This window comes from Amycolatopsis sp. FBCC-B4732, assembly GCF_023008405.1.
GTDB classification, from domain to species: Bacteria; Actinomycetota; Actinomycetes; order Mycobacteriales; family Pseudonocardiaceae; genus Amycolatopsis; species Amycolatopsis pretoriensis_A.
The window spans coordinates 9,597,558-9,617,512 of the sequence record NZ_CP095376.1; the positions used below are offsets into that span (position 1 = coordinate 9,597,558).

At 66.2% G+C, this 19,955-nt stretch carries 22 protein-coding genes; 17 read left to right on the plus strand and 5 right to left on the minus strand.

Annotated features, from left to right (window positions below):
- Positions 1-5 precede the first annotated feature (5 nt).
- On the minus strand, positions 6-1,094 hold the full coding sequence (locus tag MUY14_RS43815) for an IS630 family transposase (protein ID WP_247017498.1): 1,089 nt from the start codon (positions 1,092-1,094) through the stop codon (positions 6-8).
- 677 nt (positions 1,095-1,771) lie between these two features.
- Between MUY14_RS43815 and MUY14_RS43820 the strand changes: the two genes are divergently transcribed.
- The 12 genes from MUY14_RS43820 to MUY14_RS43875 all read left to right on the plus strand — a co-directional run bounded on the left by MUY14_RS43820 (position 1,772) and on the right by MUY14_RS43875 (position 12,941).
- A complete protein-coding gene (locus MUY14_RS43820; RefSeq protein ID WP_247018687.1) occupies positions 1,772-4,153 on the plus strand; it encodes a hypothetical protein in 2,382 nt (793 codons plus the stop codon).
- A gap of 47 nt (positions 4,154-4,200) precedes the next feature.
- Positions 4,201-5,436 carry a helix-turn-helix domain-containing protein gene (locus tag MUY14_RS43825; RefSeq protein WP_247018690.1) on the plus strand — a complete coding sequence of 412 codons (1,236 nt, stop codon included), beginning with the start codon at positions 4,201-4,203 and terminating at the stop codon, positions 5,434-5,436.
- Between the two features lie 4 nt (positions 5,437-5,440).
- Positions 5,441-5,998: a flavoprotein gene (locus MUY14_RS43830; RefSeq protein WP_247018692.1), complete on the plus strand. Its 558-nt coding sequence runs from the start codon at positions 5,441-5,443 to the stop codon at positions 5,996-5,998.
- Positions 5,999-6,101: 103 nt separating this feature from the next.
- A complete protein-coding gene (locus tag MUY14_RS43835) occupies positions 6,102-6,374 on the plus strand; it encodes a hypothetical protein (RefSeq protein ID WP_247018693.1) in 273 nt (90 codons plus the stop codon).
- A gap of 34 nt (positions 6,375-6,408) precedes the next feature.
- Positions 6,409-6,855 carry a hypothetical protein gene (locus MUY14_RS43840; protein WP_247018694.1) on the plus strand — a complete coding sequence of 149 codons (447 nt, stop codon included), beginning with the start codon at positions 6,409-6,411 and terminating at the stop codon, positions 6,853-6,855.
- A gap of 243 nt (positions 6,856-7,098) precedes the next feature.
- Entirely contained in the window at positions 7,099-7,374 is a 276-nt protein-coding gene (locus MUY14_RS43845; protein WP_247018695.1) for a hypothetical protein, read from the plus strand.
- Positions 7,361-7,606, plus strand: a complete 246-nt coding sequence (locus MUY14_RS43850; RefSeq protein WP_396126640.1) for an AMED_5909 family protein — start codon at positions 7,361-7,363, stop codon at positions 7,604-7,606. The genes MUY14_RS43845 and MUY14_RS43850 overlap by 14 nt, the downstream gene beginning before the upstream one ends.
- A 334-nt stretch (positions 7,607-7,940) precedes the next feature.
- Positions 7,941-9,494, plus strand: a complete 1,554-nt coding sequence (locus MUY14_RS43855) for an FtsK/SpoIIIE domain-containing protein (protein WP_247018697.1) — start codon at positions 7,941-7,943, stop codon at positions 9,492-9,494.
- Complete coding sequence (locus tag MUY14_RS43860; RefSeq protein WP_247018698.1) at positions 9,491-9,877, plus strand: hypothetical protein; 387 nt, start codon at positions 9,491-9,493, stop codon at positions 9,875-9,877. Before MUY14_RS43855 ends, MUY14_RS43860 begins: the two co-directional genes overlap by 4 nt.
- Positions 9,877-11,481 carry a replication initiator gene (locus MUY14_RS43865; RefSeq protein ID WP_247018700.1) on the plus strand — a complete coding sequence of 535 codons (1,605 nt, stop codon included), beginning with the start codon at positions 9,877-9,879 and terminating at the stop codon, positions 11,479-11,481. The genes MUY14_RS43860 and MUY14_RS43865 overlap by 1 nt, the downstream gene beginning before the upstream one ends.
- 13 nt (positions 11,482-11,494) lie before the next feature.
- On the plus strand, positions 11,495-11,680 hold the full coding sequence (locus MUY14_RS43870; protein ID WP_247018703.1) for a helix-turn-helix domain-containing protein: 186 nt from the start codon (positions 11,495-11,497) through the stop codon (positions 11,678-11,680).
- Positions 11,681-11,705: 25 nt separating this feature from the next.
- On the plus strand, positions 11,706-12,941 hold the full coding sequence (locus MUY14_RS43875; protein ID WP_247018705.1) for a site-specific integrase: 1,236 nt from the start codon (positions 11,706-11,708) through the stop codon (positions 12,939-12,941).
- Positions 12,942-12,968: 27 nt separating this feature from the next.
- On the opposite strand, the gene MUY14_RS43880 is transcribed toward MUY14_RS43875, so the two are convergent.
- Positions 12,969-13,640 (minus strand): hemolysin III family protein, encoded by a 672-nt coding sequence (locus tag MUY14_RS43880; RefSeq protein WP_247018707.1) that lies wholly within the window; start codon positions 13,638-13,640, stop codon positions 12,969-12,971.
- A gap of 79 nt (positions 13,641-13,719) precedes the next feature.
- On the opposite strand from MUY14_RS43880, the gene MUY14_RS43885 reads away from it, so the two are divergent.
- Positions 13,720-14,496: an isoprenyl transferase gene (locus MUY14_RS43885; RefSeq protein WP_281506227.1), complete on the plus strand. Its 777-nt coding sequence runs from the start codon at positions 13,720-13,722 to the stop codon at positions 14,494-14,496.
- 52 nt (positions 14,497-14,548) lie between these two features.
- On the opposite strand, the gene MUY14_RS43890 is transcribed toward MUY14_RS43885, so the two are convergent.
- Positions 14,549-14,797 (minus strand): hypothetical protein, encoded by a 249-nt coding sequence (locus tag MUY14_RS43890; protein ID WP_247018708.1) that lies wholly within the window; start codon positions 14,795-14,797, stop codon positions 14,549-14,551.
- Positions 14,798-14,914: 117 nt separating this feature from the next.
- Here MUY14_RS43890 and MUY14_RS43895 point away from each other — a divergent pair, with 117 nt between their 5' ends.
- Both MUY14_RS43895 and MUY14_RS43900 read left to right on the plus strand, forming a co-directional pair.
- A complete protein-coding gene (locus MUY14_RS43895) occupies positions 14,915-15,130 on the plus strand; it encodes a hypothetical protein (protein ID WP_247018709.1) in 216 nt (71 codons plus the stop codon).
- Between the two features lie 390 nt (positions 15,131-15,520).
- Positions 15,521-16,813, plus strand: coding sequence for a PhoH family protein (locus MUY14_RS43900; protein WP_315863245.1), 1,293 nt, complete (start codon positions 15,521-15,523; stop codon positions 16,811-16,813).
- A gap of 61 nt (positions 16,814-16,874) precedes the next feature.
- Here MUY14_RS43900 and MUY14_RS43905 read toward each other — a convergent pair whose 3' ends face one another.
- On the minus strand, positions 16,875-18,314 hold the full coding sequence (locus tag MUY14_RS43905) for a GuaB1 family IMP dehydrogenase-related protein (RefSeq protein ID WP_247018711.1): 1,440 nt from the start codon (positions 18,312-18,314) through the stop codon (positions 16,875-16,877).
- 34 nt (positions 18,315-18,348) lie between these two features.
- Between MUY14_RS43905 and MUY14_RS43910 the strand changes: the two genes are divergently transcribed.
- Together MUY14_RS43910 and MUY14_RS43915 are read left to right on the plus strand one after the other, a co-directional pair.
- Positions 18,349-18,816: a DUF309 domain-containing protein gene (locus MUY14_RS43910; RefSeq protein WP_247018712.1), complete on the plus strand. Its 468-nt coding sequence runs from the start codon at positions 18,349-18,351 to the stop codon at positions 18,814-18,816.
- Positions 18,810-19,322 (plus strand): hypothetical protein, encoded by a 513-nt coding sequence (locus MUY14_RS43915; protein WP_247018713.1) that lies wholly within the window; start codon positions 18,810-18,812, stop codon positions 19,320-19,322. The genes MUY14_RS43910 and MUY14_RS43915 overlap by 7 nt, the downstream gene beginning before the upstream one ends.
- Here MUY14_RS43915 and MUY14_RS43920 read toward each other — a convergent pair.
- Complete coding sequence (locus tag MUY14_RS43920) at positions 19,319-19,942, minus strand: MBL fold metallo-hydrolase (protein ID WP_247018714.1); 624 nt, start codon at positions 19,940-19,942, stop codon at positions 19,319-19,321. The two genes, MUY14_RS43915 and MUY14_RS43920, sit on opposite strands and share 4 nt — an antisense overlap.
- Positions 19,943-19,955 lie beyond the last annotated feature (13 nt).

Sequence of the window (19,955 nt, forward strand, 5' to 3'; positions counted from 1 at the left end):
GCAGGCTAGTGTCTTGAGTCGTTAATTCGTTGGCAGTATGCGGCGAGGGTGTCGAGGATCTGGTCGGCGGTCTTGGTCCAGACGAAGGGTTTGGGGTCGTCGTTCCAGGCGCCGATCCAGGCCTCGACGTCGGCTTCGAGTTCGGTAACGCTGCGGTGGGCGGATCGGCGGAGCTTGCGGTTGGTCAGCTCGGCGAACCAGCGTTCGACCAGGTTGAGCCAGGAAGCGCTGGTCGGGGTGAAGTGCACGTGGAAGCGTGGATGCTGCAGCAGCCAGTTCTTGATCGCCGGAGTCTTGTGGGTGGCGTAGTTGTCGCAGACCAGGTGCAACTCAAGATCACCCGGCGTCGCGGCATCGATGGTCTTGAGGAATTTCAGGAACTCCTGATGCCTGTGCCGTCGGTGATGCTGGGCGATCACCGACCCGGTGGCCAGGTTCAGCGCGGCGAACAGGCTCGTCGTGCCGTGGCGCACATAGTCGTGGGTCATCCGCGCCGGCGTGGTGGGCATGATCGGCAACGTGGGCGCGGTCCGGTCGATGGCCTGCATCTGCGACTTCTCATCGACGCACAGCACGATCGCGTTGTCCGGCGGGGCGAGATACAACCCGACCACGTCCCTGACTTTCTCCACGAACTGCGGGTCTCGTGAGAGCTTCCACGTCTGAACCTGATGCGGTTTGAGGCCGAACGCCCGCCAGATCCGTGACACCGTCGACTGCGACATGCCGGTGGCTACGGCCATCGACCGTGTCGACCAGTGTGTGTCCTGATCAGGTGGGGACTGCTCCAGGGTCTTCACGATCACCGCTTCCACGCGTTCGTCGGTGACGGTGCGCGGCGCGCCCGGTCGCGGTTCGTCCGAGAGGCCTTCCAGCCCGTCGGCGAGGAACCGCGACCGCCACTTCGCCACGGTGTGACGCTTCACCCCGAACTCGTCGCCCACTTCCGAGTTCGAGCCGCCATCCGCGCAGCGCAACACGATCCGCGACCGCAGTGCCAAAGCCTGCGCCGTGGTCCGGCGACGCGACCACCGCAGCAACGTCTCGCGTTCCTCATCGCTCAACATCAGCGGCGGCAGCTTCGGGCTTGGCATCACAGCATCCTAGACACTGGCCACGAAATTAAGACTCAGGACACTAGGCGTACATGGCCAGCCAGATCGCGATGATCTGCTCGGGGGTTCTGCTCGACCTGGGCTTGGGTGCTTTATAGGTACGCTGAGCTGCAGTTTTGTCTGTCATCAGTTCTCGCGGGTGCTTGCCTCTTCCTGACCTCTGACGGCCTGGAGACGGCCTGGCGGACCGACGCCACACCCTGCCCTGCATCCCGATACGAAGCCTCCACGCGGCCGGTGGTGCCGGGTCAAGACACGCTTCATCGTCTTTGACGCGGTGCTACCGGCCGTTGTCACGATCAGGCTTCGGGATGGAGGTCTCCCACGACGGTGCGTAACGGAGATCGAGTCACGAACGACCCGAATGTCACCACCGCTTGTAGCTCGTCGAGGAGGCCGGGGATGGCTCAGGGGACCCGTGTGCCGCCGCCGCGCGGCGCTACGCCAGGTGACCCGCTGGCGGCCGCTCCGCCCGGCCGGCGGGCGAAGCGGAGCGGCAGCCCGCCGTGTCGGAAGGGGATGCGGCCGCCAAGGCGAGGGGCTACATAAGAGACTGGCGCGCCGCCACCGGCGGCGCGCCCTTGATCCCATAGAGCCAACTTCGGCAACATTTATGTGCAGGCATTGGCGAGTCGACTATGTGAGGGTTACGGCTGATGGCCGAAAAAGTGGAAACAGACGTCGCAGAGTCTGACGAGAATGTTGAAGTGATCGTTCGATGTTTTTATTTGGGTCAATTGATTGAGGAGAGCTTTGTTGAGACCGGGTATGATCCCCCGCGGGCAATGACTTCTCAGTTGAAACTGAGTCGTGCTGGATCGCGAATCGCAAACCAAGAGAAGGGTGCAAGTATTGGTTTGCATGAAGCTCAGCTTGCGGTTCTTATAACTCTCTGGTCTGGGGCTGACCTTCTGATCGATCCGGATGGCTTTGATCTAGAATCGTTGCGGCTGCATGTATCTTCCGAGTTGAAGCGAGGAAAACTCAAGCTTCCGTGGATTTACGGGAGGCAGCTTTACGATTTGGTTGCCGATTCGACATTTCATGGACATATGCAGCCAACGTATGACGAAAGTCAGCAACTTCTATCTGAGCTTCCTCAGGGTGTGTTTCAATACGGGCCCTATGTTTCCGGACCATATGGAGTTATTGAGTCAACTCAGTGGCGACAGATTGAGGTGCCGTTCACGATACCGGCCTATCACTGCGAAGAGGTTGACTGTCATCGTGTTCATGGGATACGGTTTAGTACCGGTGAATCTGGGACGGCGAAAGCTCTTGAGCAGACAAGAAAAAAGGCTGCAAAGAAGCATGACAGGAACGACCGTCATGCTGAAAAGGCGACGGCCTTCTTGGCTGGCAAGGTGCCACCCTACGCGTGGTCTTACAGTGGCTCTCTTCCATACTTCCTGGTCGACTCTTTTAGTTTGGATGAGTTGCGCCTGCTGCTGGCGGATCTACTTGACTCAACAAAAGGTCATTTGCGCACTGAGATTAGGCGGGCGACGGAGATCGAAGTCAGATCTGCCGACGATTTTGTCGCTGAAAAGTCAAATGCGGATATTCTGCAACTACTCCTCCTTGCGTCGGATGAGGATATCCATGCGCGTTTAAATTGCCTCATTCGTGGCGGGACTATTGACATTCCCAGTGGCGAGACCCGTCTTTCAAAGATTCACCAGCGCGGCGACGGTCCAATGCAGGTGTCAATCGACGCTTCTGCTCTAGGTGTGCGGCATGTTCCACCTCTCAAGCTGGTGCAATTAAGGCTTTGGCAAGTGATAGCTAGAGTCTTCCCAATTGACGACGCCGACGCTGAAGCTAAGGTAATGTGGAAATTGCGCGGATATGACGGTGACTCGGCTGAAAAGAAGTTATCCGCTGCACTTGCGGACGAAAGTCCTGCCGTCCTTATTCGTAAACTAATTGTTCCCGATGAGGAAGCTTGCGCTAGGGTGCTTGAGCACCTGTGGCTGCCGAGAGAGCTTGTGGCGAACCTTGACGATGAGTCATTGAGTTCGATGTTGGCATGGCATATCGGATTCACTAATGTGGATTCGGATCCTGCGCTACAATCTTTTAGGGAACACGCCGATGAGCTGGAGAGGATGGCTCTTAGTCTGCCGGTTACGTTGGACAGGCAGGACGTGAAAGCAATTCGGGGGGTTGCGGCCAACCTGTTCGCGAGTCTAGAAGAAGTCCTGAAGGTTGCGTTATGCTTTTCCGGATGGGCTCTTCTGCGGGATCATTATGCAACGGGAGCTGAGTTCGAGTACTCGAAAGGTCAAGCCAGTCAATTTATGAGTGACTGGCTTGCGTCGAGAGATATTGGAACCGAAGTTCTCAACATTGAGAAGATGCGACTGAGTGACTTGTTGGAGTGTCTTGGCTCGGTGGCTGGATTCTTGACTTCTGCGGCAAAGTCGCCGTTATCTCATCGACGCGAGAAGTCAAAGTGGCCTCGCTTTTCCGGCGAGGTGTCTTCTCCATTTGAGTTCCCTTTCAAGCATTTGCTCCCTTTTTTGGATCTTGACGAGAGATCTCAGAAGGTCTTAATTGATACTCTGCATTCTGTTGTTAGTGACCTAAATTCAGCAGGAGCGTTGGCTGTTCGAAACGCGCTTCTGCATCACAACGAAGAAGTTCCTGCGCGCGATAAAATCTTGATGGCACTTTCCGCCGTTTCTGGCCGAGTTGGTGAAATGGTAAGCGTTGGCCTTTATCCGACTCGCTTCACGATGTACTCAAATGACTCCGATCTGAATGGTCGACGGCGAATTATGCTTAGATCGGAGGAGGGGGCGGAAGTTACGTTGAAACGTCCTAGTTCGATCAGGTTGTCTGGACTTCCAGCGATTAACTCTTTGCAAGTTGTGGTAACTCGCGCCGGGATTGGCAGTACTTCCGAGCCGCTCAGATTTAAAGTCGAATGTGATTCAAGTTATAGGGAAAAGTGGAAAGATTTCCCTAAACGTCCCGAGAGGCGAGTTCAGCATGGATTGCCGACTCAATTCAGCGGCCTAGGAAATCAAACTTGACGATCGCGTAGGCGGTGCCATCGAGTTGTGCCATGTAGCCTGGCGGCATGCGTGGTGCGGGTGACCAGCTCAGCATCGGTGAGCGGATCGCGTTCTACCGGAGGCGGCGTGGGCTGTCGCAGGCGGTCCTTGCTGACCTGGTGAGCCGTACTGAAGACTGGTTGAGCAAGATCGAGCGCGGAGAGCGGGATATCCGCAGGCTCGACGTCCTGGCCGACCTCGCGCGAGCGCTGCGGGTGACGCTGGGCGACCTGCTCGGCGAACCTGTGCTGATGGAAGAGCAGGACAAGCACGATGACGTCCCGGCGATCCGGGATGCGCTGATGGCTCCTCGTCGGCTGTCGCGGACGCTGTTCTCCTCGGCCATGTCGCCCGAGTACATCGATCCACAGCCGGTCCGTCAGCTGGTGGAAGGTGCCTGGTCGAGCTACCAGAAGGGTGACCTCGGCCGGGTCGTTACCGCACTGCCGGGCCTGATCAAGACCACGCAGGCGATGGAGGCGGCTTCGTCGGACGACGCCGGGTACAAGCGGGCCTGCGCGGCCATCTCGGCGCGGGTGCACCACCTGGCCGCGACCACGCTGAGCAAGATCGGTGAGGCTGACCTCGCCTGGATCGCGGCCGAGCGTGCCATGCAGGCGGCAGACGACTCCGACGACCCGTTGGTCCTCGCCTCCGCTGCTCGGTCTGGCACTCATGCGCTCCTGGCCGTGGGGCGGTTCGACGACGCGCTTGAGCTGGGCGACGTCGCGGCGAAATGGCTGCTGCCGAGGATGGCCGAGGGTGATCCTGCTGCGCTGAGCTTGTACGGGATGCTCTACCTCCGCACGGCTGTCGCGGCAGCGCGACACCAGGATCGGACCACGGCGAATGACCTTCTCGGGCACGCAGAAACTGCTGCTGACCAGCTGGGCGTGGACGCGAACTACTGGCAGACCGGGTTCGGGCCGGCCAACGTGGAACTCCACCGGTTGTCGGCGGCTCTGGACCTCGGCGACGTGAGTCAGGTGATCGAGACCGCTCCGCGCGTCAACGTCGACCACTTGCCCGTGGAACGCCAGGTCACGCACCTGATCGACTTCGCCCGGGCGCTGAGCCTGCTCGCTAAGGACGACGACGCGCTTCAAGTCCTTCTGCAGGCCGAGCAGAAGTCGCCGACCATCGTCCGGCACAACACGATGGTTCGGGAGGTTGTCCGGTCGATGTATCGGCGCGCCCCCGCGACGGCTGGCAAGTCCTCGGCGCTGCTCGCGCTGGCTGAGCGCTGCGGCGCGGTGAGGTAGCCGCATGTCACGAGTTCTTGGGCTTGTTGCCTCCGGGGCCGGCGGGGTCGAAGACCTGCTTCCGCGTCTGATCAAGCCTGCCCAGGAAGCGGGCTGGACGGTCGCGGTCACCCTGACCCCCACCGCCGGCCGCTGGCTGGCCGAGAGCGGGCAGCTCGACGAGATCGAGCAGGCCACCGGCTACCCGGTGCGGGTCGAGCCCCGGTCTCCGTCGCAGAAGAGCCCACACCCTGCCCCGAGCTGTTACCTGGTGGCGCCGGCCTCGGCGAACTTCGTCGCGAAGATGTCTCTCGGCATCGCTGATAACCAGGCGTTGACGCAGGTCAACGAGGCGATCGGGACGCTGAACCTGCCGGTGATCGTGTTCCCGCGCGTCAACGCAGCCCACGCGCGCCAGCCAGCCTGGACCACGCACATCGAGAACCTCAAGAGGGTCGGTGTGGACCTGCTCTACGGTGAAGACGTCTGGCCGCTGCATGAACCGCGGTCCGCTCCTGGCCGGGATCTGCCCTGGTCAGCCATGCTGGACGCGATTGAGAAGGCCGTTCCGGCCGACCGCTAGAACCGACCCGGACAGTTTGTCCGGGTGATCTTCCTTACCCGGGTGTCTCCTGGTCTCAGCGCGCCCAATCGGACGCGCGAAAGCCGAGACATCGGGAGAGCACATGGGCATTCACGTGGTGATTCAGCCCCTCGTCGGATATGGCGCTGCCGTCGTGTCGCCTTCCCCGGGAGTCCGCCAACTGGTGGCCGGGGGCGATGAAGCCGCGATTTTGATCCAGGTACCGGCTCGGATCGGCGGCCTGATGGACACCGCGCGGTTCGTGCGGAGCCTCGCGGTGGCCGCGAACGAGTTCGGCGAATGGTGCGAGACGCAGAACCGCACGCGCACCTACTCCTCTCCTGTCGGCGACCAGTGGTCGGAAGAGCGCGACTGAGCGCCAGAAACCCAGACGAGCAAAGGGAATCAGCATGGCTATCGACAAAGGGCACCGGTTCAGCATCGACTTCGACGACGCGTTCACACAGGGACTCGTCATGGTGGGCGAAGTGTCTCCCGACAACGAGTACCAGTCGCGTGAGGACCGGGCCGCTAATCGCCCGGTGCGGCAGCGGGTCGACGAGATTACGGGTAAGCGGCAATGGAAGGTCATGGTCACTGACCCGGCCGAGACGCGGGCGAAGCGGGCGTCGTTCGAGATCACGCTTCTCGCCGACGTCCAGCCGGTGCCGACGACGTCGGAGGCGCTGCCGGGGATGCGGCCGATCGAGCTGGAGGGGCTGACGGCTGAGCCGAAGGTGGCTGGTCAGGGTGAGTTCAAGTACCAGTCCTACGTGTTCCGCGCGACCGGGTTCAAGCAGGCCGCGAGCAAGGCGTCCCGGTCCGGTGGGTCCGGTGAGACGCCGAAGGCCGCGTGACAGGGATGGGCTTCCGCGAGCAGGTCGAGGCGTGGGAGCAGGCGTATCGGGACTACATGGCCGCGTGGGAACACGGCCGCGCGGTCCTCTCGCCGATGAACGCCACCAACACGGCCAACGCTGCTCGGCGGGTGTCGCGGGCATGGCACGAGCTGGCGCAGACGCGCGGGCTGCCGTGGTGGTGCGTGGCCGCATTGGAGTCGGCGGCCGAGGGGTTCGCCGAGCTGGCAAGGGATTGGGCAAGTGAAGCAGGACACGGCCGTGATGGACGGGCTGGGAGTGCGCTGGGCGGTGGGGCCGGGTATCGAGGTGACGGTGGAGGAGACCGGTCCGGGGCAGTCTTCTCCGCCGGTCCTGGTGCTGGCCGGGATGCCCTTCGTGCTGACGCTGGTCCCGCCGCAGGATCAGGAGACGTGGCCGGCCTGCGTGGCATTCCTTCGCCAGCTCCGCGACCACGCCGAGGAACTGGCGGCGCTGCTGGAAGCCCGCGCGGGGAGGCGTGACAGTGCGCAGGACTGAGCCGAAGACGCTGCGCGACGCCCACGAGGTCGTGATGGACCGCCGCCCGCCGAACGACGCGAACCCGTCAGTCTGGCTGGCGTTCCGCCTCGGCAATGCACGGCTCTATAAGGCTGTTGCGGACGTCGATCGGGGGCATCACCACGAGGCGCTGTACTGGGCCGGATACGAGGAACGGAAAGCGGGTGAGATCTCGGCGAACCTTCAGGCGGAGGGCAAGCCTGCTGATTAGTCGCATGTAGACGACTAGAAAGTCAACAGTAATAGCGAAAAACGCACGCAGCGACGTGCGGCGATAAAGCACGTCCTGTTGCGGGTGCGTGTGATCCGTAAGGCGCAGAAGCGGAACCTGGCTACCAACCTTGCCGCTCCTGCGCTGTCCACAACCAGCGGAAGTGAACAATGACAACGCTAAACGATGACAACGGGCGAGCGTCAACGGGGGTCACCCGAACGCGCTGCGCTTCATGCAAACGATTCGCGAAACTCCTGCCCGGTGAGACCGAGTGCGCTTCCTGCTTGGGGATGCTGCCGCTGGACCTCGACGTGAAGCGGGGTGGTCGGTGATGTCTCCCGGCTTCGCGGTAGTGGCTCTGGCCGGGCTGGGGCTCGGCGTGTGGGTGCTGCACAAGATCGGCCGCGCCCTGGCCTCGATTCTGGAAGCCTTGGCTGCGGCAGCCGTGGTGTTCGTCGCGCTGTGGTGGCTGTGCAAGGCCGTCGTGTGGATGCTCGCGCAGGTGGTGACCCGGTGGCGGACCAGCCTCGCCCTGGTCGCGGTCTACGCCTGGTGCCAGCTTCTCGGCTGGCTCCCCCTGGCGATCACACTGGGCAGCGTCGCGGCAGTCCTAGCGACGTGGTGGGCGATCGATGCCGTCTCGTTCGACCAGTGGTGCGGACGGTTCCTGCGCTCCTGGTGGGCCCGCTGGGCGGTCTACGGCCGGAAGCTGCCGGAGTGGCTGCACGCCTGTGGCCTGTCAGTGCGGGACGAGGCGCTGCCGGTGGTGGTGAACGTGAACCTCGTCGGTCGACGACGCGCGCTGTCCCGGTCGACGTCGAACCGGGCGAACGCACGGCTGCCCAAGGTGCTCGGCGTCCGCTCCGGTGCCTCGTGGGATGAGGTGCGAGTGGAGCTGGTGCCGGGGCAGAAGCCCGAGGACTTCGACGACGCCGCTCGTGCCTTGGCCGTTGCGCGCAAGGTCACTCGCTGCCAGGTTCGCGAGCTGGCACCCAACGTCGTGTCCATCGACTTCCAGCGGCGCGACCTCCTTGCCGGAGGTGTGGCCGGCCCCCAGGTCCCGGACGGCGTCGACGCGACCGGTGTGGACCTGCGCAACGTCTGGGCCGGGCGGACCGAGTACGGGCGTGACTGGCGCGTACCTCTGCTCGGCTCGGGTGCGCACTGCCTGACCGCCGGTGCCTCCGGGGCGGGCAAGAACTCGGTGATGTGGTGCCCGCTGGTGGCGGCGGCCTCGGCGATCCGAGCTGGGGTGGTGCGCATGTCCGGGATCGACCCGAAGGGCATGGAACTGGCCTACGGGCGCGGAATCTTCACTCGCTACGCGGTGGGTGGCAAGGACGCGGTCCAGCTGCTTGACGGCCTGGTGGAGGAGATGGAATCGCGCAAGCGCGCGTTCGCCGGTCGGCTGCGGACCATCCCGGTGTCGACGGAGTATCCGTTGGAGCTGCTGGAGTTCGACGAGATCGGCGCGTTGACCAAGTACACCGACCGCAAGACCCGTGAAGCCATTGTGGAGCGCGTCGCGCTGCTGACCACCCAGGGCCGGGCGTTGGGGATCTCGGTCCGTGGTTACGTGCAGGAGCCGACCAAGGACACCGTCCCGGTTCGTGAGCTTTTCACTCGCCGGGTGTGTCTGCGGGTCACCTCGAAGACGCACGTGGGGATGGTCCTGGGCGACGGGGCCTATGAGCGCGGGGCGTGGGCGAACCGGATCGGCGATTCGGAGGCCGGTGTCGGTTACGTGTGGGGCGAGGGCATCCGTGAACCGTTGCGCGTCCGCGCCGGGTGGGTCTCTGACGCCACGGTGAAGGCGCTGGAGGCGTATGTGACCAACGGTGGTGTCGCGGATCTGCGGCACGGCGGCGAGGGGGTGGCCGCGTGAACCGGCTGATGATCTTCCTCAACGCGATCCGTGACCACCTGGACTCGCATCAGTTGCCACCGGCGGCGTCGGTCGACGTCAACGCCTGGTTCAGCCCGATCACGGTTCAGCTCGACGTGGACGGCCTGCCCGAGGTGTCGCGGGCGTTGCTGGTGTGGACGCAGACCCTCGAGGACGTGTCGGCTCGGCTGTGGCGGCTGGTCGACGGGCGGTGGGTGCACCTGTCAATCAGTGGCCGGACGCCGTGCGGCATTCCGGTCGTGGTGTTCGGAGTGGTCCGGTTCGAGCCGAGCGTGTTCCCGGACCTCCCGGTGGGAGCCAAGCAAGAGATGCCGGTGTTCCTGCTGCGTGGTTGGTCGACTTCCGGGGAGGTGGCGGCCTGATGAGTGAGACTCGCGCGGAGCGGATGCGGACACCGCTCGCTGCTGACGTGATCCGGGCGACGGCGGAAAAGCACGGCGTCTGCGTCCGCCCGTTCACGATGGAAGTCGGCGACACCGAGACCGGCGAACTCCGCTACGTCCCGGTGCCGTGCGGGTCCACCGTCGAGTCGGTGTGCCTGCCGTGTGCCCGGAAGGCGAAGGCGCTTCGCCAGGTCCAGTGCCGCGAGGGCTGGCACATGACCGAAGAACCCGTCCTCGCCGCCGAGCCGCCCTCGGAGGATCACAAGGAGCTGTTGACCTACCGCGCGGACCTGGTGGCCGCGTACCGGGAGGTGGTCGAGCACGACCAGGCCGAAGCCGAAGAGCTGCGGGAGGAGGTCGCCGGGGTCGACGCGGAACTTCGGCAACTCGGCATGCGCGGCCGCCTGCCTGCCCTCGACCTGCCTACCAAGCGGGCCGTGAAGCGGTCGACCAAGCGGCGCCAGGACGCGCCGAACCTGCCTCGGCAGAAGGTCGCCAAGACCACCATCGGCCGCGAGTATGCGGGGAAGTTCCGGCCGTCCATGTTCGTGACGCTGACGTGCGACACCTACGGCCCGGTCCGCGATGGCGCCCCGGTCGACCCGAGTCGATATGACTACCGGCGGGCCGCCCGGGACGCGGTGCACTTCTCGGCGCTGGTGGACAGGTGGTGGCAGAACCTCCGCCGCGTCGTCGGTTGGGACGCGCAGTACTTCGCCACCGTCGAACCCCAGAAGCGCACGGCCCCGCACCTGCACGCCGCGATCCGCGGGGCGATCCCGCACGACGTCATCCGCCAAGTCACCGAAGCCACCTACCACCAGGTCTGGTGGCCGTCGCATGACCAGATCGTCTACGTCGACCGGATGCCGGTCTGGGACCCGGACAACCGCGCGTTCCTCGACCCGGACACCCGGGAGCCGCTGACCAGCTGGGACGACGCTGTGGAAGCGGTCGAGGCCCCGGCGCACGTGGTCACCTTCGGGCGGCAGGTGCACTCGAAGGGCATCCTCGGCGGGACCGAAGAGGCCGGCCGTCACATCGGCTACCTCACGAAGTACCTGACCAAGTCCACCGGTGAAGTGGTCGAGGCGGACACGGCGCGGCTGCGGGATCACCACGACCGGCTGCACGCCGAACTGTCGGTCACGCCGTGCTCCCCGCGGTGCGCGGTCTGGCTGCTGTACGGGGTCCAGCCCAAGGGCGCGGGCAGCAAGACCAGGCCGGGGCACTGCAAGGGGCGGGCTCATCGGCGGACCACGCTCGGGCTGCCGGGGCGTCGGGTACTGGTCTCCCGGAAGTGGTCGGGCAAGACGCTCGATGACCACAAAGCCGACCGGAAGGCGTTCGTGCAGCAGGCGTTGGCCGCGATCGGGATCGAGAAGCCACAACCGGACCCGGACAGGCTGGTGTGGCGCAAGGTCGAGCCCGGAGACCCGCAGGTCCCGCCTCGGCCGCACTTGGTCATGCGGGCGATCGCTGAGCGGATCACGTGGAGAGCCGAGTACGACCGGGCACTACTCGCGGCCGCTGGACCACCGGGGAGTGATCCAGAAACTCCGGCAACTCAGCTCGCAGCGTGACTAAGGGGGAGCAATGAACAACGTCCACAGCATCGAACGCCTCTGGTCCGTCGAGGACGTCTCGGACTACCTCGGCGTCCCGGTCAAGACGCTCTACCAGTGGAAATGGCGCGGTGAGGGCCCGCCGGTGAAGAAGATCGGCCGGCACCTGCGCTACAACCCGGCCGCCGTACGGGCCTGGGCCACCGAAGCCGCCTAACCAGTTTCGAGAAAGGAGAGTCCACATGGGACATATTCAGGACAGGTGGTACCGCCAGGCGCGGCACCCGGAAACCGGACGGCTGCTCTTCAACGACAAGGACAAGCCGGTCATGGAGCGGTCCGAGCTGTATGGCATCGGACTGCGATACAAGGTGCGGTACCTCGACCCGGACAACAACGAACGTTCGAAGTCGTTCGCGGACAAGCAAAAGAAGCGCGCCGAGAACTTCCTCATCGAGGTCGAGTCGGACAAGCGGGAAGGCAAGTACGTCGACCCGCAGGCCGGCCGTGTGCTCTTCGCCGTTGTCGCGGATCGGTGGGTCGCGGCGCAGACCTTTGACCACACGACGCGGGAGCGTGTGATCAGCCGTCTCGCCAACCACCTCAAGCCGTTCTTCAAGGCGAAGACGATCGGGGCGATCAAGCCCAGCGACGTCCAAGCGTGGCTCCGCTGGCTCCAGGATCGCGGGGTGAGCACGCGCTCTCGGGTCCTGTACTTCACCCACCTCGTGTCCATCCTCAGCTTCGCGAAGGAGGACAAGCTCATCGTGAGCAACCCGGCTCAAGCGTCGAGCGTGACTCGGCCCCGGGCGGATCTGCGGCAGGTACAGCCCTGGCGGCCGGAGCGGGCGCAAGCCGTCTTGAACGCGCTGCCCGTCCGGTTCAAGCCGGTCGTCAGGATTCCTGCCGGGATCGGGCTGCGACAGGGAGAGGTGTTCGGGTTCTCCCTGGACGACGTCGACAGGGAGCGGAACATCGCCCAGATCGAGCGTCAGGTCCGGATCGTCGACAACGTCCTGTGCTTCGCGCCGCCGAAGCGGGGCAAGACGCGAGAGGTGCCGATCGGCGGTGAGCTGCTGTCCGCGCTGGACGAGTACGCCGAGCAGTTCCCGGCGACCGAGATCACGCTCCCGTGGGTCCACCCCGAGGGCAAGCCAGTCACCGTGAAGCTGCTGATGGTCGACTACGACGGGTTGCCGTTCCGGCGCGGCGGCTTTCGGTTGAGCGTTTGGCTACCTGCGCTCAAGAAGGCCGGTATCGAGAAGCCGACCCGGGCAGACGGGATGCACGCGCTCCGTCACCTCTACGCCTCGGTGCTGCTCGACGCGGGCGAGTCCATCAAGGCGCTGTCCAGCTACCTCGGCCACTCGGACCCGGGCTTCACGCTGCGCGTCTACACGCACCTGCTCCCGACCAGCCACGAGCGGACCCGCAACGCCGTTGACGCCCTGTTCAGAGACGGCCTGGCGGCGGCCTGAGGAAGATCCACAAGGGTAAAACCGCAGCTAGGCGTACATGGCCAGCCAGATCGCGATGTAGTGCGAAACCGCCGCCAGCACCGTGCACGCGTGGAAGAACTCGTGGTAGCCGAACGTCTCCGGCCAGTGGTTCGGCCACTTGAAGCCGTAGAACGCCGCTCCCAGCGTGTAAAACAGGCCGCCCACGCAAAGCAGCACCAAAGCGGCAACTCCCGCGTGCGAAAGGAGCTCCGGGAACACGAACACCGCGACCCAGCCCAGTGCGATGTAGATCGGCACCCCGAGCCACCGCGGTGCGTGCGGCCACAGCATCTTCAGGGCCACACCCGCGATCGCTCCACCCCAGACGATCGACAGGATCACGTACCCCGTCGGCTTCGACATCGCCAGCAGCGTGAACGGTGTGTACGTGCCCGCGATGAACAGGAAGATCATCGAGTGGTCCGCGCGCTTCATCCACTTGTACGCGCGGGGGCTCCAAAAACGACGGTGGTATAGCGCGCTCACGCCGAACAGACCCAGCACCGTCAGGCCGTAGACCGACGTCGCCAGTGCCGCCACCGGGGACACCGTCGACGCTGCCAGGCTGATCAGCGCCGCCGCCGCGGCGAGGGCGCCGAAGAACGTCCAGAAGTGGATGTGACCGCGCAAGCGGGGGCGAAGGTCCTCCACCGGCTCGGGTTCCGTCGTCAGGCTCACCCTTTGAGGTTACGTGAGCGTAGGTTCTCCAGCAGTGCTCAGTCACGCGCCTCACACCGGGTGCGTAGGCTGCCTCGACGTGAGTGTTCGCTCCTTCTTGTCCGACGTCGTGTACAGCGCCTACGGCAGGCGCCTCATCCAGCAGGCCGCCGGCCGGCATCCCCGGCACATCGCCATCATGCTCGACGGCAACCGCCGTTGGGCCCGGGAAGCAGGCTTCGCGGACGTCGCGGACGGGCACCGGGCCGGGGCGAAGAAGATCGCGGACTTCCTGAGCTGGTGCCAGGAGGCCGACGTCGAGGTCGTCACCATGTGGCTGCTCTCGACCGACAACCTCAACCGCGATCCGGACGAGCTCACGCCGCTGCTGAAGATCATCACCGACGTCACCGACGAGCTCGCCGGGCCCGGGACGTCGTGGCGGCTGCGGATCGTCGGGGCACTCGACCTGCTACCGGACGAAGTCGCGAAGCGACTCAGCGAAGCCGCCGCGCGCACCGAGGGGCGGACCGGGATGGAGGTCAACGTCGCGGTCGGTTACGGCGGGCGCCAGGAAATCGCGGACGCCGTGCGCAAGCTGCTGCTCCAGCACGCCGACGAGGGCACGACCATTCACGAGCTCGCGAAAATCCTCGACGTCGACCACATCTCCGAGCACCTCTACACCTCGGGGCAGCCGGATCCGGACCTCATCATCCGAACTTCCGGTGAACAGCGGCTTTCCGGATTCCTGCTCTGGCAATCCGCGCATTCGGAATTCTGGTTCACCGAAGCTTATTGGCCCGCCTTCCGCCGGGTCGACTTCTTGCGTGCCATCCGCGACTACGCGTGGCGGCACCGGCGCTTCGGTTCGTAGAAAAGCCGAAGGGCCCCCGGAGCGAACTCCGAGGGCCCTTCGAAGGCCTGACTCAGTGGTGGTGGTGCTCCAGCGAGTGCAGCACCAGCGCCGGCGAGGTCAGCACGCCGGTGTAGGCGCCGGCGACCAGGGAGGCCGCACCGTAGCCCAGCGCGCCGCCGCCCTCGATGAAGGTGGCGTAGGCGTCGCCGAACGTCGGGTCCGGGGTGCCCGTCGTGTCGCCCGTGGCGGCGAACGCGGTGCTGCCGATCATCATGAGGCCCGCAGCGGTGGCGGCCACGAAACCAGCCTTCTTCAGCACTTCGCACACTCCTAGGTAGAACTGTTGGGGTCCGGGCACCGGCGAACCGGTGGTGTGTCCCGCAGTCAGAAAATTACTCGCTTGACGGGCATCCCGTCCGGCTTGTACGCCCATTGTGTGAGCCTGATGCAGGCGCTTTCACTCGGACCGGTTCTCTCTTGGTGGCGCAAAATGCGCGGCCCATCCGAACGTGGTAAAAGCCGTTCAGTCGATCTTGTGAATACGCGCGGTCAGCAATTTTCCCAAGATCAATCCGACGAGTGTGCATCGATCGAGACGATGATGACGCAGGGTGAGCGTCACCGGACGTCGATGTCGGACGACCGACAGTGAGGTGACGATCTGGCGAATCACCGTGTTGGCTCCCTGCGCGATCCGGCATTCGTGGGTACCTTCCGAAGTGAGGGCGCGCGATCAGTGCGGGTCCTCGCGGGAGGCCCTGGTCGTGACGGTGATCGAGGGGGCGGCGCAGCCGCCCACGAGACGCACGAGGGGGCCGGCACCCGGCCCTCGTGGCCGCGCCACCTGACCCACCGGTCAGAGGGAGTGGTCCAGCCAGGGAGGTGCCCGGCCCAGCGAGTGCGGGCGTGAGGTGCACACGCCCTCGAGGGAGATGCCGTCGTGACTGCGCAGCGTTTGCCCCGTAAGGCCTCTGGCCGTTCTTCGACCGGTGCCGTTCCTGGCCCGGAGAAAGCCTCGACCTCGCCCGAATCCCAGCAGCACATGTACGTGCTCGACACGTCGGTCCTCCTGTCGGACCCGTGGGCGGTCACCCGCTTCGCCGAGCATGCCGTCGTGCTTCCGCTGGTCGTGATCAGTGAACTGGAGGCCAAGCGCCACCACCCGGAGCTGGGCTGGTTCGCCAGGGAATCCCTGCGCATGCTCGACGACCTGCGCCGCCAGTACGGCCGGCTCGACGCGCCGCTCCCCATCGGGGACCACGGCGGCACGTTGCAGGTGGAGCTGAACCACTCCGACCCGTCGGTGCTCCCGTCGGGGTTCCGGACCGACTCCAACGACCACCGGATCCTCGCCTGCGCGCTCAACCTGGCGGCGGAGTTCGAGTCGGTCACGCTGGTCACGAAGGACATCCCGCTGCGGGTCAAGGCCGGGGCCGTCGGTCTCGAGGCGGACGAGTACCGCGCGCAGGAAGTCACGCCGTCCGGCTGGACGGGCATGGCGGACGTCGACGTCGATCAGGACGTGCTCGACACGCTGTTCGGCGGCGGCACCGTCGACCCGGTCGAGTACGGCATGGACGAGCTCGCCGAACTGCCCTGCCACACCGGGCTGCGGCTGCTCGCGGGCAGCTCCAGCGCGCTCGGGCGGATCACGGCGGACAAGCGCATCCGGCTGGTGCGCGGCGACCGCGAGGCGTTCGGCCTGCACGGCCGCAGCGCCGAGCAGCGCGTCGCGCTCGACCTGCTGCTCGACTCCGACGTCGGCATCGTCTCCCTCGGCGGCCGCGCCGGCACCGGAAAGTCGGCGCTCGCGCTGTGCGCCGGCCTCGAGGCGGTGATGGAACGCCGTCAGCACCGCAAGGTCGTGGTGTTCCGGCCGGTCTACGCGGTCGGCGGCCAGGACCTCGGCTACCTGCCCGGGTCCGAGAGCGAGAAGATGCAGCCGTGGGCGCAGGCGGTGTTCGACACCCTCGGCGCGCTGGTCAGCCAGGAGGTCCTCGACGAGGTCTTCGACCGCGGCATGCTCGAGGTGCTCCCGCTGACCCACATCCGCGGCCGCTCGCTGCACGACACGTTCGTCATCGTCGACGAGGCGCAGTCACTGGAACGGAACGTCCTGCTCACGGTGCTTTCGCGGCTCGGCACGGCGTCGCGGGTGGTGCTCACGCACGACGTCGCCCAGCGCGACAACCTGCGCGTCGGCCGGCACGACGGAGTCTCGGCGGTGATCGAGAAGCTGAAGGGCCACCCGCTGTTCGCGCACGTCACGCTGACGCGCTCGGAGCGCTCGCCGATCGCCGCCCTGGTCACCGAAATGCTGGAGGACCACGGCTGACGTCGCACCAGGTCGTGAGTGTTCAGGGCGGTTGGAAGGCCCTGAACACTCACGACCGGGTTCACCAGCCGGAGGGGAGGGGGCGGCCTTCGGCGAAGCCGGCCGCCGACTGGACGCCCAGCAGCGCGCGCTCGTGGAACTCCTCCAGGGTGCGCGCGCCCGCGTACGTGCACGACGAGCGGACGCCGGAGCCGATCGAGTCGAGCAGGTCCTCGACGCCGGGGCGGGCCGGGTCCAGGGACATCCGCGACGACGAGATGCCTTCCTCGAACAGCGCCTTCCGCGCGCGCTCGAACGAGTTGTCCGTGCGCGTCCGCGCGCCCACCGCGCGCTTCGACGCCATGCCGAACGACTCCTTGTAGGGACGGCCCTGCTCGTCGAACCGCAGGTCGCCGGGGGATTCGTAGGTGCCGGCGAACCACGAGCCGACCATCGCCGCGGACGCGCCGGCGGCCAGGGCCAGCGCGACGTCGCGCGGGTGGCGGACCCCGCCGTCGGCCCAGACGTGCTTGCCCAGCTCGCGGGCGGCGGCCGCGCAGTCGGCGACCGCGGAGAACTGCGGGCGGCCCACCCCGGTCATCATCCGGGTCGTGCACATCGCGCCCGGCCCGACGCCGACCTTGACGACGTCGGCGCCGGCCTGGATCAGGTCGCGCGTGCCCTCGGCGGTGACGACGTTCCCGGCGACCACCGGGACCTTCGGCGACACCGACCGGACGGCCTTCAGCGCCGCGATCATCTTCTCTTGGTGCCCGTGCGCGGTGTCCACGACCAGCACGTCGACGCCCGCGCCGAGCACGGCTTCGGCCTTCGCCGCGACGTCGCCGTTGACGCCGACCGCGGCGGCCACGCGCAGCCTGCCCGCGTCGTCGACGGCCGGGGTGTAGATGTCCGCGCGCAGCGCCCCGACGGCGGTCAGCACGCCCGCGAGGCGGCCTTCGGCGTCGAGGCCGAGGGCCAGGGTCGCGCCGTGGCTGTGGAGCTGCTCGAAGACCTCACGCGCCGGTGTGGTCAGCGGCACCGCGACCGACGCGGGCTGCGCGACGTCGGCGAGCCGCGCGAAGCGGTCGACGCCCGCGCAGGCCGCTTCGTCGACGATGCCGACCGGGCGGCCTTCGCCGTCCACGACCACGACGGCGCCGTGCGCGCGCTTGTGGACCAGGTTGAGCGCGTCGGCGACCGCGTCACCGCCGGTCAGCACCAGCGGGGTGTCCCACACGGTGTGGCGGCTCTTGACCCAGCCGACGATCTCGCTGACGGCGTGGCTGTCCACATCCTGGGGCAGCACGACGAGGCCGCCGCGGCGGGCGACGGTCTCGGCCATCCGCCGTCCGGCGACCGCGGTCATGTTGGCGACGACGATCGGGATGGTGGCGCCGGTGCCGTCCGCGGTGGCGAGGTCGACGTCGAAGCGGGACTCCACGTCCGAACGGTTCGGCAGCAGGAACACGTCGTCGTAGGTCAGGTCGTGGGCAGGCCGGTGGCCGTCGAGGAAACGCACGAGTCACCAGGCTACCCGTGGCAGGATCGGGGGCATGAGCCGCCGCGACCGCGACCCCGAAGGACGGGCACGCAACGCACGCCCGCGCGACGGCCTCGGCCGGCCGTTGCCGTACGGCGCCGACGGCGTCGAGCGCCAGCCCGAAGGTGTCGCGAGAACGCCGGCGCAAACGCTTGCGGAGGCGCAACGGCTGCTCGACGACGGCAAGCCGTTCCACGCGCACGAGGTCTTCGAGGACGCGTGGAAGACGACCGACGGCCCCGACCGCGAACTCTGGCGCGGCCTGGCCCAGCTCGCGGTGGGGCTGACGCACGCGGCGCGCGGCAACAACGTCGGCGCGGTGTCCCTGCTCGAGCGCGGGGCGGCGAACATCGAGCCGTTCCGGGGTGAGCCGCCGCACGGGATCGACGTCGCCGGCCTGCAGCGGTGGGCGCTCGCGCTGGTCGAAGAGGCGAAACAGCGCGTCCGGGTGTCGCCGACGCCGCCGCGGTTGACGTGCTGACGGCGGTCGGGGCCGCGGCCATCGCGGCCGTCGCGTCGCTGATCGGCGTGACGCTGGGGGCGCTCGTCGAGCCGGTGAAGCTCAACGCCGCCCGGCGCGCGAAGCTGCGGCAGGACCGGGCCGACCGCTGTGCGGGGTTCATCGAGGCCGCCGCCCGTGCCCGGCAACACAACGTCAGCTTGAACGTGATCCACCGCCAGCGCGAAAGCGCGCGGAGTGCAGAAGGCGATGCTGCGCGCGAAGCGGAGTTCGAGGAGTCGTACTACACCGCTCGTGCGCAGATGCGGTCGTTCTTCGGACTTCTGGTCATGAGCGGACCGGATGAACTGGTTGAGCAGGCCAGACACGTACGGGAGCGAGACATGGACCTCCACCACGTGCGCCACGAACTCGACGAGGGCGAGTTCGATGTGATCTACCTGCCACCGGTGGTTCATGAGGCGGTGACCGCGCTGGACCGGGCGATCGAGGAGTTCGCCCTCGTCGCCCGGAAGCACACCTCTTAAGGCTGGTCCCAGCCGCTCGAAGCGGCCTTCTCCGCGCCGATCGTGGTGCCGTCGCCGTGGCCGGTGTGGACCTTCGTCGACTCCGGGAGGGTGAACAGCTTCTCGCGGATGGACTTCACGATGGTCGGGTAGTCCGAATAGGACCGTCCGGTGGCGCCGGGGCCGCCGTGGAACAGGGTGTCGCCGGTGAACAGCACGCCCAGTTCCTCCGCGTACAGGCAGACCGCGCCCGGGGCGTGGCCGGGCGTGTGGATGACGCGCAGGGCCGTGCCCGCGATCGTGAGGGTCTGGCCGTCGGTCAGCTCGCCGTCCGGGGCGCGGTCGGGGTGGGTGAGGTTCCAGACGACCCGGTCGTCCGGGTGGAGCAGGATCGGCGCGCCGGTCGCGTCGGCGAGTTCCGGGGCGGCGTTGACGTGGTCGTTGTGCGCGTGGGTGCAGACGATCGCGACCAGCTTCCGCTCGCCGACGACGTTTTCGATCGCCTTCGCGTCGTGCGCCGCGTCGATCACGATCACTTCCGCGTCGTCGCCCACCAGCCACACGTTGTTGTCGACGTCCCAGCTGCCTCCGTCGAGCCGGAAGACACCGGACGTCACCAAGTTCTGCACGATCGCCGTCATGCGCCCGACCCTA

Coding starts and splice junctions, on each gene's coding strand:
- MUY14_RS43815 (WP_247017498.1), bottom strand. CDS start 1,094: ATGCCAAGCCCGAAGCTGCCGCCGCTGATGTTGAGCGATGAGGAACGC.
- MUY14_RS43820 (WP_247018687.1), top strand. CDS start 1,772: ATGGCCGAAAAAGTGGAAACAGACGTCGCAGAGTCTGACGAGAATGTT.
- MUY14_RS43825 (WP_247018690.1), top strand. CDS start 4,201: ATGCGTGGTGCGGGTGACCAGCTCAGCATCGGTGAGCGGATCGCGTTC.
- MUY14_RS43830 (WP_247018692.1), top strand. CDS start 5,441: ATGTCACGAGTTCTTGGGCTTGTTGCCTCCGGGGCCGGCGGGGTCGAA.
- MUY14_RS43835 (WP_247018693.1), top strand. CDS start 6,102: ATGGGCATTCACGTGGTGATTCAGCCCCTCGTCGGATATGGCGCTGCC.
- MUY14_RS43840 (WP_247018694.1), top strand. CDS start 6,409: ATGGCTATCGACAAAGGGCACCGGTTCAGCATCGACTTCGACGACGCG.
- MUY14_RS43855 (WP_247018697.1), top strand. CDS start 7,941: ATGTCTCCCGGCTTCGCGGTAGTGGCTCTGGCCGGGCTGGGGCTCGGC.
- MUY14_RS43865 (WP_247018700.1), top strand. CDS start 9,877: ATGAGTGAGACTCGCGCGGAGCGGATGCGGACACCGCTCGCTGCTGAC.
- MUY14_RS43870 (WP_247018703.1), top strand. CDS start 11,495: ATGAACAACGTCCACAGCATCGAACGCCTCTGGTCCGTCGAGGACGTC.
- MUY14_RS43875 (WP_247018705.1), top strand. CDS start 11,706: ATGGGACATATTCAGGACAGGTGGTACCGCCAGGCGCGGCACCCGGAA.
- MUY14_RS43900 (WP_315863245.1), top strand. CDS start 15,521: ATGTACGTGCTCGACACGTCGGTCCTCCTGTCGGACCCGTGGGCGGTC.
- MUY14_RS43910 (WP_247018712.1), top strand. CDS start 18,349: ATGAGCCGCCGCGACCGCGACCCCGAAGGACGGGCACGCAACGCACGC.
- MUY14_RS43920 (WP_247018714.1), bottom strand. CDS start 19,942: ATGACGGCGATCGTGCAGAACTTGGTGACGTCCGGTGTCTTCCGGCTC.